Source organism: Mucilaginibacter terrenus (assembly GCF_003432065.1).
Classification (GTDB): Bacteria; Bacteroidota; Bacteroidia; order Sphingobacteriales; family Sphingobacteriaceae; genus Mucilaginibacter; species Mucilaginibacter terrenus.
This window is the reverse complement of sequence record NZ_QWDE01000001.1, coordinates 1,229,213-1,246,433: the sequence shown is the minus strand read 5'-3', so window position 1 is coordinate 1,246,433 and position 17,221 is coordinate 1,229,213. Positions and strand designations below refer to the sequence as shown.

The following is a 17,221-nucleotide window of genomic DNA, read 5'->3' as shown; positions in this document are numbered from 1 at the left end:
ATACTATAAGAAAATCGGCCTGTCCAGTTTCATTGCTATCCGGTAAGCTGCGTTCATCAATCCAACATGGCTATAAGCCTGCGGGAAATTACCCCATTGGCTTCCCGATTCTTCATCTACATCTTCGCTAAACAGCAGCAGGTGATTGCAATATTTCATCAGCTTTTCAAATTCGCGTATTGCGTCATCCATGCGGCCTACGCAGGCTAGTGCTTCCACGTACCAGAAGGCGCAGATCAGGAATGTGGTTTTTGGCTTGCCAAAGTCGTCGCTGTGGATGTAGCGATAAAACAGGCCGCCTTCGGTTTTCAACTCCTTCTCTAAAGCGATGAGGTGGTCTTTTGCTTTTTGAGATGCCGGGTCTATATAGTTCATCATGATCAGTTGCAGCGTACTGGCATCAAGATGTGGACTGCCGACTGCATGGGTATATACACGTCGCTCCGGATCGTAACAGCTTTCTATATGTGCTGCGGCACGCGCTTTAAGCGACTGAGCACGTTCTACCAACCCATCGTTGCCAATGGTTAATGCTATTTTCTCTGCAGCGTTGCAGCCAGCCCACTGGAACAGGTTACTGTAGCAGTGTATATGAGCAATGTTCCTGAACTCCCAGATGCCAGCATCTTTTTCGTCGATGGTACGTTCTATTTTGTCCAGTATAGATGATATCCATTTGTCGGAATCTTTCCTTTCGCTGAATACAAAGCGGTGGTCTGTATACAACGGAAGCAAAGATATCAGTACCTGACCGTAGATGTCGTTCTGTATGTGTTCAGATGCCTGATTGCCTATCCGTACCGGTTTGTTACCCATATATCCATCCAGGTGTTCCATGATGGTTTCGGTCAGGTCCTTTTGCCCGGTGATGCCGTACAGCGGCTGGTACCTAAAACTGCCACCTTCGGTAAACGAAATGTCGGTAACGTAGCTAAAGTATCTCTCCATTTCCTCAAAATGCCCAATGTGATTGAGTGAGGTTAGCACATAATAGGTATCGCGGAGCCAGCAATAACGGTAATCCCAGTTGCGTTCGCTGCCGGGGAACTCGGGCAGGCTGCTGGTGCTTGCGGCTATAATTGCGCCTGTATCTTCATACTGGTGTATCTTAAGAACCAACGCCGAGCGGATAACATATTGCTGGTAAAATGTAGCTATAGACGAGTGCTTTATCCACAAACGCCAGTACTCCGTTGTTTCACGAAGGTACTCTTCGCAGGTACTCACCAGCGAACCATCGAGTTCCGCACCGTAGTTAAGCAGCAGGTACTTGGTTTCATTAAGGGCAAAGTACTGCTCGTCCAAAAGATAGGCGAGGGGTATATTAGATGTTAACGTTATCTTCTCCCCGCAACCGGTAAACTCAATCGAGTCGCTGCCCTGAAGCTTAGCTTGCTTTGTACGACCAAAGTCGCAAACGGGATCGCATTTTACTCTTATCTGTGGGGTCCCTTCCAGTACTTCTATCTTACGTATCAGTATAAGTGGTTTAAAGTACCTGCCGTTTTTAAAAAATCGTGGCGCAAAGTCGGTAATTCTGTATTTGCCGTTCTGGCTGGTTACCTCGGTGCGTAACACGTTAGTGTTTTCTAAATAAAATTGGTGTGTAGTGTATTCCGTTTTTGGCAAAATGGAAAACTCTCCGCCTTTGTTTTGATCCAGCAATCCGCCAAATACAAACGGGCTGTCAAACCTTGGCCAGCACATCCATTCTATATTTGTGTTTTTATTGATGTGTGCCAGGAACGCGCAATTTCCTATCAGCCCCGTATTATAAACATGTTTTTCCATTCAGCTTTTGTAAATTACCATACCAACAACAATATTTTATAATTGTTACCAAAAAGCAGTATTTGTTTAAACGCTAGCTTTTTGACTGCATTGGATGGGTACAGTTAAGGCCAGCTCATCTCTGTTAATTGCCGCGGTTTTGGACACTCGAATTGTCTTAAAACGATGAGCGGGTTTCTTATAGGTTTATAACCTTCTTGGTTTGGTATAGTTGTTTTAACGTAAAGTTTATCGTTATAAGAAAATAAGGCCTGTTGAAAACAATTAGGCATTTAACTGCTTTTGGTGGTATGACTAAAAAGATTTACCCTGGAAAGCCATATCCGCTTGGCGCCACATGGGATGGCGAAGGTGTTAACTTCGCCTTATTTGCCGACAATGCCACTGGGGTCGAACTTTGTTTATTTACGGACGAAGATGGAGCCCAACACGAAGAACGCATACGCTTGTCAGAACGTACCCACCAGGTATGGCACTGTTATCTGCCCGAAGCTAAAGCGGGACAACTATATGGTTATCGCGTACATGGCCCGTATGAACCAGAGAATGGGCATCGGTTCAATCCTAATAAACTGTTAATTGATCCATATGCAAAGGCTATATCGGGTGTAATAGACTGGCACGATTCATTGTTTGGATATGAACTTGGCCATCCTGATGAGGACCTTAGCTATAGTGAAACCGACAGTGCACCTTTTTTGCCAAAATCGGTGGTGATAGACAATAACTTTGATTGGGGAAATGATGTAAATCCTCGAACACCTTATCATCAGTCAGTGATATACGAAACGCATGTTAAAGGTTTCACTCAAATGCACCCGGATATCCCTGATGATATTAGAGGTACCTATGCCGCTATCGGTCATCCCGCAAGTATAAAGTATCTCACTGATCTGGGTATAACAGCTATTGAGTTGTTGCCAATACATCAGTTCGTTGCCGACAGGCACCTGGTAGAGAAGGGCCTCACTAACTATTGGGGATATAACACCATTGGGTTCTTCGCGCCTGACTACCGCTATGCAGGAATAGTTGATCATGGCCAGCAGGTGCAGGAGTTTAAGCAAATGGTTAAAGAACTGCACAAAGCTGGTATTGAGGTGATACTGGACGTTGTGTACAACCACACCGGAGAAGGCAATCACATGGGGCCAATGCTATCCTTAAAAGGTATTGATAATGCATCGTATTACCGGTTGGTAGATGACAATAAACGTTTTTATAATGATTATACCGGAACAGGTAATACGCTAAACGCTATGTTGCCAAATGTGTTGCGTTATATAATGGATAGCCTTCGTTATTGGATAACGGAGATGCACGTTGACGGGTTTAGGTTTGATCTGGCAGCTACCCTGGCCAGGGAGCTGCATGAGGTAAACCGCCTAAGCGGGTTTTTTGATATTATTTACCAGGATCCTATCATCTCCCAGGCTAAATTAATAGCCGAACCGTGGGATATTGGCGAAGGTGGCTACCAGGTGGGCAACTTTCCACCGGGATGGGGCGAATGGAACGGTAAGTTCAGAGACTGCATACGCGATTACTGGATAGGTGCAGAAAGTATGTTGGGCGAATTTGGTCAACGCTTTACCGGCAGCCCCGATCTGTATCAGGATAATTTCCGGAAGCCAACCGCAAGTATAAACTTTATAACTGCGCATGACGGGTTCACATTAAATGACCTGGTATCATACAACGAAAAACACAACGAAGCAAACGGCGAAGACAACAACGACGGCGAGAGCCATAACCGTTCCTGGAACTGCGGCGTTGAGGGGCCAACAGACGATGAAGAAGTAATAAAGCTTCGTAATAAACAAAAACGCAACCTGCTTACCACGTTATTTTTGTCGCAAGGTGTACCTATGCTGGTTGCAGGGGATGAGTTTGGCCGTACGCAGCAGGGTAATAACAATGCTTATTGCCAGGATAATGAAATTTCATGGCTAAACTGGGCAGAGGCTGACCAGCAATTGCTGGCATTTACTCAAAAACTAATCAAACTCCGTAAAGACCATCCAGCCTTCCGCAGGCGCCGGTGGTTTCAGGGGCAGCCGGTTAAAGGCAAAGGTTTGGAGGATATTGCCTGGTTTTTACCGGAAGGCACCGAGATGGAAGACGAAAATTGGAACCATGACTTTGCACGATCATTGGGTGTGTTCCTTAACGGCCGTGGGTTACACTCCGTAGGGCCGCAGGGCGAACGTATAACGGATGATCATTTTTACGTGATCTTCAATGCCCATCATGAAAGTCTGAACTACCACATACCGCAAAAGATAAAGAGCAACGACTGGAAAATAATCCTGAATACCAGTGACGACGATATGAATGAAAAGCTTTTAACCGACCAGGAATGCATCACTGTAGAAGGAAGGTCGGTAGTTGTGCTGCATCATCCGCTTACCTAATATGGCAAATTATCAATTATCAAATATACAGCCGGGCTTAACCTTTACGCAAGATGGTATTTGCAATATTTTAGTTTGGGCGCCGCTGGCCCAAAGTGTAAATATCTTACTAACGGACACCGGCAAAAAGATTGAGCTAAATGCGGGCGAACATGGCTACTGGCAGCTTTCTACAACAGAAGTGCAGCACGGCGATTTGTATAAGGTTGTTCTGAACAACGAGAAACAACTGCCTGACCCAGCGTCACGTGCGCAGCCGCAGGGCGTGCATGGCCCTTCGCAGGTAATTGATGTTAATGGGTTTAAATGGACCGACAACCAATGGGCTAATCCCGCGTTAGAGCAATATCTTATCTACGAATTGCATACAGGCACGTTTTCACCTGAAGGTACATTCGCCGGTATAACAGAAAAACTACAGTATCTTAAAGAGCTGGGTATTACTGCTATCGAGATTATGCCCGTAGCACAGTTCCCCGGCAATAGGAACTGGGGCTACGATGGCGTATTTCCATATGCGGTGCAAAATAGCTATGGTGGCCCTGCAGGGCTGATGGAACTGGTTGATGCCTGTCATAAGAAGGGCCTGGCCGTAATACTTGATGTGGTGTATAACCACGTTGGGCCTGAGGGCAATTACCTTAACGAGTTTGGCCAATACTTTACAGACAAGTACAACACCCCATGGGGTAATGCCATTAACTTTGATGATGCCCATTGCGATGAGGTACGTAACTTTTTTAAGCAGAACGTGCTAATGTGGTTCCGCGATTTTCATGTAGATGCGCTGCGTATGGATGCGGTGCACGCCATAAAAGACTTTAGCCCGAAACATATTCTACAGGAAATTAAGGAGTCTGTAGACGAGTTAATGGCGGATACGGGCCGTAAGCATTACCTCATTATAGAGTTTGATCTTAATGATAAACGCTTTATAGATCCGTTGCCACAGGGTTACGGTATGGACGGGCAGTGGATAGATGAGTTTCATCATGCCTTAAGGGTTACTGCCGGCGGCGAACGTAACGGCTACTACGCAGACTTTAGTGGTATTAGCGATCTGGCTAAAGCTTATCGCGACGCGTACGTGTACGATGGCCAGTACTCGCCGCACCGCCAAAAGAAATTCGGTACCAAAACAGATAATCCCGGGCAGCAATTTGTTGTGTTCTCTCAAAATCATGACCACGTAGGTAATCGCCTGCTGGGCGAGCGCAGTAGCGTGCTGTTTAGTTTTGAAATGCAGAAGCTACTTGCGGGTGCTGTAATGGTGGTGCCTTATTTACCCATGTTGTTCATGGGGGAGGAGTATGCAGAGCAAAACCCCTTCCAGTACTTTGTTAGCCATACCGATGAGGACATGATAGCAGCGGTAAGGAAGGGCCGTAAGGAAGAGTTTAAAGCTTTTCATGCCGAAGGAGAAGCACCCGATCCTCAATCGGAAGAAACTTTCAGGCGCTCAGCATTAAATTGGGACAGCATACACCAGCAGCAACATAAAACTATGCTGCATTACTATAAAACGCTCATCGTCCTGCGCAAACAATCCCTTGCATTGGCTACGTTAAACCGCCATCAACTGGAGGTTTCATGCGATCAGGAGCAGCAAACCTTATGGCTGCATCGCTGGGAGGGAGATGAACACGTGTATTGCTTTATGAATTTTTCTGACAAGGTGCAGCAACTAGCATTGCCTGCAGATGGCCCGGCACTTTCGATAATACTTGACTCGGCCGATCCTGAATTTGGCGGCCAGCGCAGCACATCCGTTCGGGGCGGGGAAGCAGAGGTAATTCTACCCGAATCTATCATCATTTACACGAATCAAAATGTTTAACCCCATCTCGACATACCGTATCCAGTTCCATAAGGATTTTACGCTTGCGCATTTGCAGGAGATAATACCTTACTTGTCGCAGCTGGGCATAAAAACCTTGTACGCATCGCCTATATTCAAGGCCGTGCCTGGCAGCAATCATGGGTACGACGGTACTGACCCGCTGAGCATTAACCCGGAGATTGGTACCCTGGAAAAACTGGTACAGGTAAGCAAAGAACTGCAGGACAACGGAATAAAATGGCTGCAGGATATTGTGCCTAACCACATGGCCTTCCATTATGATAATATATGGTTAATGGACCTGCTGGAGAAGGGGCCCCTGTCTGTTTACCGCAACTACTTTGATCAAAGCCTGTCTGATAATGAGCTGTTCAGCGGTCCGCTGATGGTGCCGTTCTTGGGCGATGATCTGGAGAAAGTTATTGAAGACGGACAGCTGCAACTAGGTTGGAATGGTGAAAGGATGGTGCTTAGATATGCCGAACAGAACTGGCCGGTAAGCCTTAAATCATACCCGGACATTTTAGAGGCCGACAAGGAAGCCGATACAGACGCGGTAGGCACCTTACTACAACAGCTGGATGCTTTATACGAAACAACCGATGCCGATGCATTTTCTAAAGCGGCCGAGGAACTAAAACTGCAGCTTACCTCACTGGTAAAAAATAAAGTGTTCAACGATCATTTGCTGCGTTGTTTCGAATTAATAAACGCCGATAAACAAGCGTTAAAGGATCTTGCGACTACGCAGTATTACCGGCTTTGTAATTGGAAAGAGACCGATAAGCAAATAAACTATCGCAGATTTTTTACGGTAAACGGACTCATCTGTTTGAATATACAACGCCAGGAGGTTTTTGACCATGTACACCAGTTGGTTGCAACATTGCTTAAAGACGGCGTTATTCATGGCTTGCGGATAGACCATATAGATGGCCTTTTTGACCCTGAACAATACCTGCATAGGCTGCGTGCGCTGGCAGGGGACGACACCTATATAGTAGTAGAGAAAATACTAGAGGAGGGCGAAGAACTCCCGGTAAACTGGCCTATACAAGGCAGCACCGGGTATGATTATCTTGCGCTTGTCAACAATCTGTTCACTCATAAAAAAAGCGAGAAGGCATTCTCATCTTTCTATACAGAATTAACAGGCGATGACCGGTCCATTAAAAATCAGATCTACGATAAAAAGGCACTGATACTTTCCGAGCATATGAACGGCGAATTGGAGAACCTCACCAGTTTGTGCCTCTCGCTTGATCTTGCTGATACTGCCAAAAAAAATACCTATGAGCGTAGTGCAATAAAAAAGGCAATTGGTTCACTGCTTATTCACTTCCCGGTATACCGTTTTTACGGCAATGCATTTCCGTTGAACAAACAGGAGTCTGTTGCATTGAAAGACGTTTTTAACAGCGTGGGCAAGCGCAGTGAAGAATTGCAGCCCGCCCTGAAGATTTTAGTGGATGCGCTGATACACAAAACCAGGAATGCCGACGAGGCATATCGTCAAAAAGTGTTGTTTTTTTACCAGAGATGCATGCAGCTTACCGGGCCATTGATGGCTAAAGGGGTTGAAGATACGCTAATGTATACCTATAACCGCTTTATTGACCATAACGAGGTAGGGGACTCTCCGGAGGCATTCGGGATATCTGTAGAGGAGTTTCACCAGGTGATGAAAAAGCGGCAGCAGCAATGGCCTTTAGCCATAAACGCCACCGCTACACACGACACCAAAAGAGGCGAGGGTGTAAGGGCGCGGTTAAATGCGCTCACCGGCATAACCGAAGAATGGCTGGAAATGGTAAAACATTGGCAGGCCATTAATGCTGATTTGAAGACCAACAATGCACCTGATGCAAACGATGAATACTTCATCTACCAAACGCTGATAGGATCATACCCAATGCCGGGTGAGGAAGAGGGTACCTACGCGCAGCGTTTAGAAGATTACCTGGAAAAGATGTTGCGCGAAGCTAAACGCCACTCCAACTGGGCCGAGCCTAACCAGGAGTACGAAGACGGGGTAAAGAAATTTGCTGCCGCCCTGCTTAACAAGGCAAGGCCGTTCTGGCAAAGCTTTTCGGCTTTCCACCAAAAGGTGAGCGAACTGGGTATTTCCAACACGCTTGCACAAGCTACGCTTAAGCTCACCTGTCCCGGGGTGCCTGATGTCTATCAGGGATGCGAACATTGGGACCTTAGCTTTGTGGATCCGGATAACCGCCGCCCGGTAGATTATGCGTTGCGCAGGAATCTTTTAAGTGAAGTTGAAGACGAGGTAAACGTAACAGACCTTTGGAAAGACAGATACAACGGGCAAATAAAGGTTTGGCTTGTAAGTAAACTGCTGAAGTTGCGCGCTGCAAACACAAGTGTGTTCAGCAAGGGTGAATACGTGCCATTAGATGTGAAAGGCTCTCATCACAAGAAAGTGCTGGCTTTTGCGCGTGCTTACCACGGTACATGGTTGGTGGTAATAGTGCCAGCAGAAACAGCAACGGTTGCAGGTTGGCATATAGCATTGGAAGGGGCCGACTGGGGAGACACCCGGGTGGTGCTGCCTGCAAATGCACCTGCAATATGCAGCAATGCGCTTACTAGCCAAGCTATTAAGCTTAGCAACGGTATTATGCTGCAAGATGTACTGAATGATATACCACTGGCGGTTTTGAAGCTGGAGAAGCAGTACCAGGGGCGAAGCGCTGGTGTATTAATGCATATCACATCGTTACCGTCTGCTTACGGGATAGGCGACCTGGGCAGCCAGGCATACCGGTTTGCACAAATGCTGCATGATAGCTGTCAGCAGTATTGGCAAATACTTCCGTTAAACGCCACTAGTGCCGGCGATGGACATTCGCCATACAGCTCTTACTCCAGCCAGGCAGGAAACACATTGCTAATAAGCCCGGAGCAGTTGCACAAGGATGGTTTGCTTAGTAACGACGACCTGAAAGCGGCTAAAATACCTGCCACTAACCAGGTAGACTTTAAGAAAGCGGAAGAAATAAAGACCGCTTTGCTGGACAAGGCATGGGAGAACTTTAACGGCTCCAATCATGCGCTGCTAAACCAATTTGAAGAGTTCTGCACCAAGGAGGCCAGTTGGATAGAGGATTATGCTTTGTACCTGGTTTTAAAACAACAGCATGGCTTTTCGGCCTGGAACACCTGGGCAAACGAATTTAAATTAAGGAACCAGGATGCACTTTCCGCATTTGCTACACAAAATGCCAATGTACTGAGAAAAGTGAAGTGGCTGCAATTTATCTTCCATAAACAATGGGCCGCGTTGAAGGACCATTGCAACCAGCTAGGCATTAAGATATTTGGCGACCTACCGTTTTACATCAGCTACGACTCGGCCGATGTTTGGGCTGCGCCGGAGATATTTGATCTGGATGAAAACCTGCAGATGAACCATGTATCCGGCGTGCCACCAGACTTTTTTAACGCCGACGGACAGCGTTGGGGTATGCCTATTTTTAAGTGGGACAAACTTAAGGAGCTTAATTACGATTGGTGGCTTAAACGCATACGCAAGACATTGGAGTGGTACGATCTGCTCCGTTTAGATCATTTCCGCGCGTTTTCTGCCTACTGGAGCATACCTGCTACCGATGAAACCGCTGTTAACGGCGAATGGATCGAAGGTCCAGCAGTTGACTTCTTCAATGCTCTTAAGCAGGAATTTGGCAGCCTGCCTTTTGTTGCAGAGGACCTGGGCGATATTGATCAGCCGGTTTACGACCTCAAAGACGGGTTTGGCTTGCCGGGGATGAAAGTGCTGCAGTTTTCCTTCGGCGATGATGTTGCACAATCGGCATATGCGCCTCACCATCACGCAGAGAATTATTTTGTATATACCGGCACCCATGATAATAATACCACCTTAGGATGGTTTGATAAAGATGCAGATAGTGCAGTACCTAAAAACCTGTCAAGGTATACCGGTATAAAGGTATCATCAAAAAACATTAACAAGGTGTTTATTAAAATGGCACTAGCGTCGGTATGTAAAACAGCCATTATCCCTGTGCAGGACTGGTTAAACCTAGACGAGCAATCGCGTATGAACACGCCGGCAGGGGAGGGTAGCAATTGGACCTGGCGCCTCACGGACGAATTGCTGGCAAAATTCCCGGTAAATAAAATTAAGAAGTGGACCACGTTGTACAACCGGTGCTAAGCCATATACAACAATCGGTTTTTATTTGGAAAATACAAGTAAGTGAAGGATTAACACCATTTACTTGTATTTTAGATTTTTCCTATTAACTTTATTGCGTCTTACGTACACAATAGCCATTTAAAACCAATTTTATAAACCACATGAAAAGAATTAAGCTATTTTTTGCTGCTGCGGTGGCGTTATTGTTTTTTGCCGTTAAGTCTAACGCGCAAACGCCTGCAAGTTACTACGCGGGCAAATGGGATGTTTTGGTAAAGGGAACGCCACAAGGCGACGTACATCTTTTATTTAACATCACCGAAAAGGATGGCGCGCTTTCGGGCACTATCCAAAACCCGGAGACCAAGAAAGATGAGCCCGTAACTAAGGCTGAAATTAAAGATGATAAGCTTTCTGTAGCTTTCACTATCATGACTTACGACCTGGTAATGAACGTTGGAAAGAAGGACGACAACCACGTAACAGGCACCCTTGCAGACATGTTTGAAGCTGTTGGCGAACGTGTTAAATAATAACTGTAAAGCTAAACTAAACAAAAAAGCAGGCCGCAAGCCTGCTTTTTTTGTAAACTAAAGATGTACTTTGCAAATGCGGCAGTTCTGTACGACCGATACTCATAACGATATTTAGTTACTCTTATTCATCAGCCTATCCGCAAAATCTCGTGCCACCGGGTGGTGTAGCCCTGGCTTAAATGTTCATGTTTAAGGCGCCAGGTTTTTTCGTAGCCTTCGCTGGCCATGCGTAGTGTGCCGCGCCCGTATGCAAGGTTTATGGTATCAAGCACAGCTGCTACCGCATCTTTTTTGCCATAATCGTGCGCATTAAATGCATTCAGCTGTAGTTCGCTTTCGGGTAACAACCCCGTTGCAATGCAACCTGCTTTACGATATTTTATCCCTGGTTGGTATAATTTACGGGCCATTCGAGTGGCGGCTTGTACAAGGTCGTGGCTGTTATTGCTGGCCAGCACCAGCTTTTGAACTTGTGAAGGAAAGTGCTGGGGATGATCTTCCCTGTGCTTGTTGGTATACAAAAACACCTGCAGGTAAAGGCAGCGCAGTTTATTGTGGCGCAGCTTTTCGGCAAGGCGGCTGGCGTAAAGGGTTACCGCTTCGCAAAGTACATCTGCATCTTCTATATAATTGCGGAACGACCGGCTTACTGTTATACCCTTTTTGCTTTCGGTACGGGCATCTATCGGCAGCGCCGGGCGTCCCCATAGTTCGTTCCACATGCGTTGGCCTTGTATGGTCATGTGCTGTTTAAACCACATCTCGGGTAGGTCGCGTAGCTGGCCTACGGTCTCAATGTTCAGTTCCTCCAATTTTTTATAGTACTGCCGGCCTATACCCCAAAGGTCTTTTGCCGGGAATATATCTACCGCATCTTTTATCTTTTGCCTGGTATCCAGCACCAGCGTGCCACCATTCTTTTTAGCAAGTTTGTTAGCCAGCTTTGCCAATGTCTTAGTAGGCGCCACACCTATAGATACAGGTATGCCTGTATTTCGCACTACGCTCTCGCGAATTTTAGGTGCATAAGCTTCCAAATTTCGAATACCACCTAGCCATCCAAACGCCTCATCTATACTGTACACGTCTAGCCGGGGGAACCATCGCGAAAGGTTATGCATCACTCTTTCAGACATGTCGCCGTACAGCACATAGTTGCTGGAGAATACTTTAATGCCATACTTATCAATAAGGTCTCGCACCAAAAATTCAGGATCGCCCATTTTTATTCCGCAAAGTTTGGCTTCCTCGCTACGCGCTATTACGCAACCATCGTTATTACTTAGCACTACAACAGGCTGGTTGCAAAGGTCTGGCTTGAAGAGCCGCTCTGCCGACGCGTAAAAGTTGTTGCAATCACAAAGCGCAAACACGGCTGTACCTCCCTTTTTTTAAACCAGGAGGCAGCATGCCCCGGCAGATAGCAGTTACTACGCCCCATATGTGCAGGTTTTCGCCATCGCTGCTTTCCATCGCAACGGTGTCTCCGGTAAGCACCGGATTAGTGCCACTGTTGTCAAACGTTCGGCAGCAAAAAGTGCCCTGCACTACGGCCACTACCACCGCGCCATGTACCGGTACAAGAGATCTGTCAACCACTAGGATATCGCCGGGCCACAAACCCCTGCTTTTCATGGCTTCACTGTCCATAGCAAAATAAAATGTACAATGCGGATCTATCACCAGTACATCAGCAACGTTTAAACGACCCTCCAGGTAGTCGCTTGCCGGCGACTGAAATCCTGTTATTTTTTGCTCCGCGCGCTGCTGAAATCCCCTTATCATAATAAATAAATGAAGCACAAAGCTATGCTAAAAATATTAGCATAAATTAATTAATTCACAACATTTTGGAATTTGCGCTGTATTACGGCCAACTAGTAATAGCAGGTAAGTGTTGAAATCAACATATCATTCTCTCTGACATTCACTTCTGCAATTTGTTCTTAATCTACACTCTCGGACGGATTAGATACATACATTTTTGACTAGACGGCGGGCGAAATAACAGGCTTATTTCATAGTAGTGTCATAAACACACTAAGATTAATAAAAATAGTAAATCTGGTTGACTAATTTAGTCAACTTAGTTTACCTTTGTCTCATTATCTACAAGACATGGAAACGCTTAGCCTTAAACAATCACCAAATCACCCTGCCAACACAGCGCAGACCAAGGGATCTGTAAAACAACAAGATGTTCTTCGTGCATCTGGTGGTTATCTGGCAAACGCTTTCAGGGAAGGCTTTAAACAAAGCTTTTTGGGCTATGATATAGATATGGACTTCATACTGATTTCACTGCGCAGTTTTGCTCATACATCCGGTAAAAGCATTAAAACTCTTGTTACAAAGTACAATGCTTTAACCGGGCACAACAAACGCGTCTATCATAATAATACAACCTTATCCAATTGCTAATTACATTACAATGAAAACCTTCACACCTTCGCTTTTTGCAAAAAGCGTAATATTATTCCTGGTAACAATTTTATCTTTTACAGTAAGCCGCGCTCAAACAACTGTTGTAAGAGGCGTTGTTACCGATGCCAAAACGCATCAAACAATGCCTTATGTTACCGTGTCATTTAACAATAGCACAATTGGCGGCAATACTAATACTCAGGGCCGTTACAACATTTCTACCACTGAAAAGTACAACCAGATTAAAGTGAGCTTTGTAGGCTTTAAAACAGTTGTCCGCAACGTAGAAGTAGGGAAGGAGCAGGAAATTAATGTTGCTCTTATCGAGGATAATCACAGCCTTAATGAGGTTGTGGTCCGCACATCAAAGAGAAAGAAATATACCAACAAGAACAATCCGGCTGTTGAGCTTATTCGTCAGGTAATTGCCCATAAAAAGCAAAACGTGGTAGAAAACTACAACTTTGCCGAGTACAAGCAGTACGAACGCCTTGCCGTTTCATTAAGTAACCTGTCAGATAAGTTTAAGAATAAGAAGATATTCAAGAATTACCAGTTCCTCTTCCGTGAGCAGGACTCAACCTTAATTGGCGGCAAAACTATGCTGCCGATGTATATGGAAGAAAAGTTGTCTACCAACTACTTCCGTAAGGATCCGTACTCCAAAAAACAGGTAATAGAAGCCACTAAACAAGTTAAATACAATGAGAACTTTGTAGATAATCAGGGCCTTACTACATACTTCAACCGTATGTACCAGGACATCAATATATATGATAACAACGTTTCGCTTTTGAGCAACCAGCTACTGAGCCCTATTGCCGATCACTCGCCTGACTTTTACAAGTTCTTTATTACAGATACACTTAAAGATCAGCAGCCTAACTTGATTGAGCTTAGCTTTACCCCAAGAAACACCAACGGTTTGCTGTTTGAAGGCAAAATGTACGTAACCATGGACGGTAATTATGCTGTTCAGGGAGCGGAGTTAACAGTAAACAAAAACATCCAGCTTAACTTTGTAAGGCGCATGCAGGCTAATCTCGTTTTCGAGAAAAATAACGACGGCAGGTACCACTTAAGCCAAAGCAATCTTAAAATAGACTTTGGCTTGAACAAGGAAAAAGGTGGAGGCGTGTTCGGAGAACGTTTGGTAACTATCAACAACTTTGTTACTAATTCGCCACGCACTGATGCCACTTACAAAGGCCCTGCACAGGTTTACGCTACCAACAGTGAGGATAAGGACGATACCTACTGGATGCAAAGCCGCCCTGACACACTGGACGCTGCTGCGGCTAAAATATATAAGAACATAGATAGCCTGCAGACAATTCCATCTTTCAAGAAAACGATGGACATTGCAACGCTGTTGCTTGCCGGCTATAAAAACTATGGCAAGTTTGAGGTAGGGCCGGCAAATACTTTTTACAGCTTTAACCCTGTAGAAGGTTTCCGTGGCCGTTTAGGTGGCCGCAGTACGCCGCAATTAAGCAAACGTTACTACTTTGAAACTTATGGTGCATACGGTACCCGCGACCAACGCTGGAAGTATTTCTTCAGCAGTACTTACTCCCTTAATAATAAATCTATCTATTCTTTCCCGCAGAACTATGTACGGGCAAGTTTCCAGCACGATACCAAAATACCAGGGCAGGAACTCCAGTTTGTACAGGAAAGTAACTTCTTGCTATCCTTTAAACGTGGCGAAAACGACCAGTGGTTGTACAACGATATATTCAGGCTCGACTATGTTAAGGAGTTCCTTAACCACCTGTCTTACGGATTTGGGTTAAAGAAATGGAACCAGAGTCCTGCAGGTTCGCTGCAGTTCCAGAATCTATTACCCGGTGGTGTTATCAATAATGTGAACACTATACATACTACTGAATTGTCTGCACAGCTGCGTTGGGCACCGCATGAAAAATTCTATCAGGGTAAACTTTACCGCACCCCAATACCTGACCGTTACCCGGTGTTTACATTGAACTACGCACAAGGTGTTAAAGGTTTATTAGGTGGCGATTACAACTACCAGAACGTTACCGGTAACATCAGCAAGCGCTTTTATATGTCACAGCTCGGCTTTACCGATGTAAGCACCGAAGGTGGTTACCTGTTTGGTAATGTGCCTTTCCCGTTGCTTGATATCCACCATGCTAACCAGACTTACGCATTTCAGTTATACAGCTATAACCTGATGAACTTCCAGGAATTTGTGAGTGACCATTACGCCAGCATAGCTATAGATCACAACTTTAACGGCTTCCTGTTCAACCGCGTGCCGTTGCTTAAGAAGCTGAAATTGCGTGAGATAATAGACTTTAAAGCCCTTTGGGGTGGTGTGAGGGATGAAAACAATCCGGCATTGCATAATGATCTGTTACGTTTCCCTAATGGTGCTTCAGGTGGTACTTATTCACTTGGTTCTACACCGTATATGGAAGGCAGCGTTGGTGTGGGTAACATTTTCAAAATCTTGCGTATAGATCTGGTAAAGCGCTTTACCTACCTGGATCACCCCGGTGCACCGGAGTACGGCGTTCGGTTTTTTGTTAAGTTTGATTTTTAACCTACATTCGTCTAAACCAGTTAGACACAACTATTGTTAATATCTTATTATGGCAGCAGAGAGTATAGATAACCTCGATGTTTCTAAGCGTATTACCTGTAAACTGGTATACCTGCTTAAAAGATCGATTGATGAATGGAGCATGAAAAAGCTCTGCCGTATGGACAACCCCGACTTCAACAACGCTCATATACCTTTCTTTATGAGCATTGGCACCACGGGTATTACCAATAACTCCCTGGCTTCCAAGCTGAATGTAAGTAAGCAGGCTGCCAGCAAGATAGTTAAGGAACTGGAAGCTACCGGTATGGTCAGGAGCGAGAAAAGCCCCGAAGATGCCCGCGCGGTGATGCTATACCTTACCGAAAAAGGTGAGAAGTTTTACAACCATCTTAAGAATCAGGTAGAGCATCTTGAGAACGAATACAAGAAAGTAGTAGGGGTAAAAAACTACGAAGCTGCCATTGACGTGATGCTGAAACTTGTAAAGTTTCATGAAAATTATAACTGCGGGGGCGAGTAAAAAACTTGCCCCCGCGTTTTATGCAAACCTCAATAACAGCATCAATAAGGCGGTTTTTGGCCTGAAATCTGAGCAGAAATCTGCAAAAACCACATTTTTTCATTTGCCGAACTCAAACATTTTTTGTGTTGATGTCGGTTGTGTTTTGAAGGGTCGACGCCGGTCCACCGGCTCTATTCGTTTTGTACTTTGCCGCGATGTAATTTAGAAATCTTAAATTGCGGCATGGGTTTTTCACCTATCCTCGCAAACGTTTCTAAGCACATAGCTCTTACCCCGGAGGAGACCGATCTGTTCACTTCCATTATCCATTACAAAAAAGTGAAACGCCGCCAGTACGTGCTGGAAGAAGGCGAGGTAAACAACCGGTTGACTTTCGTCACCAGCGGTTGCCTGCGCAGCTACGCGGTTGATAAGAATGGCGGCGAACACGTTTTACAATTTGCACCCGCAGGCTGGTGGATAGTTGATATGCGCAGCTTATTGAACCAGGAGCCTGCACGCCTTAACATTGATGCAATTGAGGAAAGCGAGATATTTTTCATCTACAAAAAGGATATGGATGACTTGCGTGAGAAAGTCCCCGCGTTTGAACGCTTTGGACGCATAATCGCGGAAAAAGCAATGGCTACTTACCAGCACAGGCAGGTTGATAACATGATACTAAATGCAATGGAACGCTATACCAACTTCTGCCAGTTGTACCCGTCGCTTATTGTGTCGTTACCCCAGAAGCAGGTAGCCTCTTACATTGGTGTTACACCGGAGTTTTTAAGCAAAATGCTGAACACCGTGGTAATGAAATAGGCGTAGAGCTTACTATAGAGCTTTGAGATTGGCTTTGCCGCCCCGGCAAACTCTTAATCTACATTAAGTATTTCCCTTAATCAACCTTATAGCTAAAGGTCTATTGCCTGTATAACTTTGTTTGGTACAATAAA

At 45.3% G+C, this 17,221-nt stretch carries 11 protein-coding genes; 8 read left to right on the top strand and 3 right to left on the bottom strand.

The genetic code is table 11. The features are described from left to right. Nucleotides 1–3 precede the first annotated feature (3 nt). The gene (locus DYU05_RS05470) at nt 4–1,791 is read right to left on the bottom strand and encodes a glycoside hydrolase family 15 protein (protein ID WP_117381956.1); all 1,788 of its coding nucleotides are present in this window, start codon (nt 1,789–1,791) and stop codon (nt 4–6) included. 290 nt (nt 1,792–2,081) lie between these two features. Between DYU05_RS05470 and glgX the strand changes: the two genes are divergently transcribed. From glgX to DYU05_RS05450, 4 genes are all read left to right on the top strand, one after another. Then, complete coding sequence (glgX, locus tag DYU05_RS05465; RefSeq protein ID WP_117381955.1) at nt 2,082–4,205, top strand: glycogen debranching protein GlgX; 2,124 nt, start codon at nt 2,082–2,084, stop codon at nt 4,203–4,205. Nucleotide 4,206: 1 nt separating this feature from the next. Further along, nucleotides 4,207–6,042, top strand: coding sequence for a malto-oligosyltrehalose trehalohydrolase (gene treZ, locus DYU05_RS05460; protein WP_117381954.1), 1,836 nt, complete (start codon nt 4,207–4,209; stop codon nt 6,040–6,042). After that, complete coding sequence (treY, locus tag DYU05_RS05455) at nt 6,035–10,243, top strand: malto-oligosyltrehalose synthase (protein WP_117381953.1); 4,209 nt, start codon at nt 6,035–6,037, stop codon at nt 10,241–10,243. The genes treZ and treY overlap by 8 nt, the downstream gene beginning before the upstream one ends. A 143-nt stretch (nt 10,244–10,386) precedes the next feature. Beyond that, nucleotides 10,387–10,758, top strand: coding sequence for a hypothetical protein (locus tag DYU05_RS05450; protein WP_117381952.1), 372 nt, complete (start codon nt 10,387–10,389; stop codon nt 10,756–10,758). Between the two features lie 131 nt (nt 10,759–10,889). Here DYU05_RS05450 and DYU05_RS05445 read toward each other — a convergent pair whose 3' ends face one another. Continuing rightward, entirely contained in the window at nt 10,890–12,134 is a 1,245-nt protein-coding gene (locus tag DYU05_RS05445) for a Y-family DNA polymerase (RefSeq protein WP_117381951.1), read from the bottom strand. Continuing rightward, nucleotides 12,118–12,546 (bottom strand): S24 family peptidase, encoded by a 429-nt coding sequence (locus DYU05_RS05440; protein ID WP_117381950.1) that lies wholly within the window; start codon nt 12,544–12,546, stop codon nt 12,118–12,120. Before DYU05_RS05440 ends, DYU05_RS05445 begins: the two co-directional genes overlap by 17 nt. Before the next feature lie 333 nt (nt 12,547–12,879). Here DYU05_RS05440 and DYU05_RS05435 point away from each other — a divergent pair, with 333 nt between their 5' ends. The 4 genes from DYU05_RS05435 to DYU05_RS05420 all read left to right on the top strand — a co-directional run bounded on the left by DYU05_RS05435 (nt 12,880) and on the right by DYU05_RS05420 (nt 17,087). Continuing rightward, on the top strand, nt 12,880–13,182 hold the full coding sequence (locus DYU05_RS05435; RefSeq protein ID WP_117381949.1) for a hypothetical protein: 303 nt from the start codon (nt 12,880–12,882) through the stop codon (nt 13,180–13,182). 10 nt (nt 13,183–13,192) lie between these two features. Beyond that, complete coding sequence (locus DYU05_RS05430; protein WP_117381948.1) at nt 13,193–15,757, top strand: DUF5686 and carboxypeptidase-like regulatory domain-containing protein; 2,565 nt, start codon at nt 13,193–13,195, stop codon at nt 15,755–15,757. A gap of 49 nt (nt 15,758–15,806) precedes the next feature. Further along, on the top strand, nt 15,807–16,280 hold the full coding sequence (locus DYU05_RS05425; RefSeq protein ID WP_117381947.1) for a MarR family transcriptional regulator: 474 nt from the start codon (nt 15,807–15,809) through the stop codon (nt 16,278–16,280). 225 nt (nt 16,281–16,505) lie between these two features. Next, nucleotides 16,506–17,087, top strand: coding sequence for a Crp/Fnr family transcriptional regulator (locus DYU05_RS05420; RefSeq protein ID WP_117381946.1), 582 nt, complete (start codon nt 16,506–16,508; stop codon nt 17,085–17,087). The last annotated feature ends 134 nt before the right edge of the window (nt 17,088–17,221 follow it).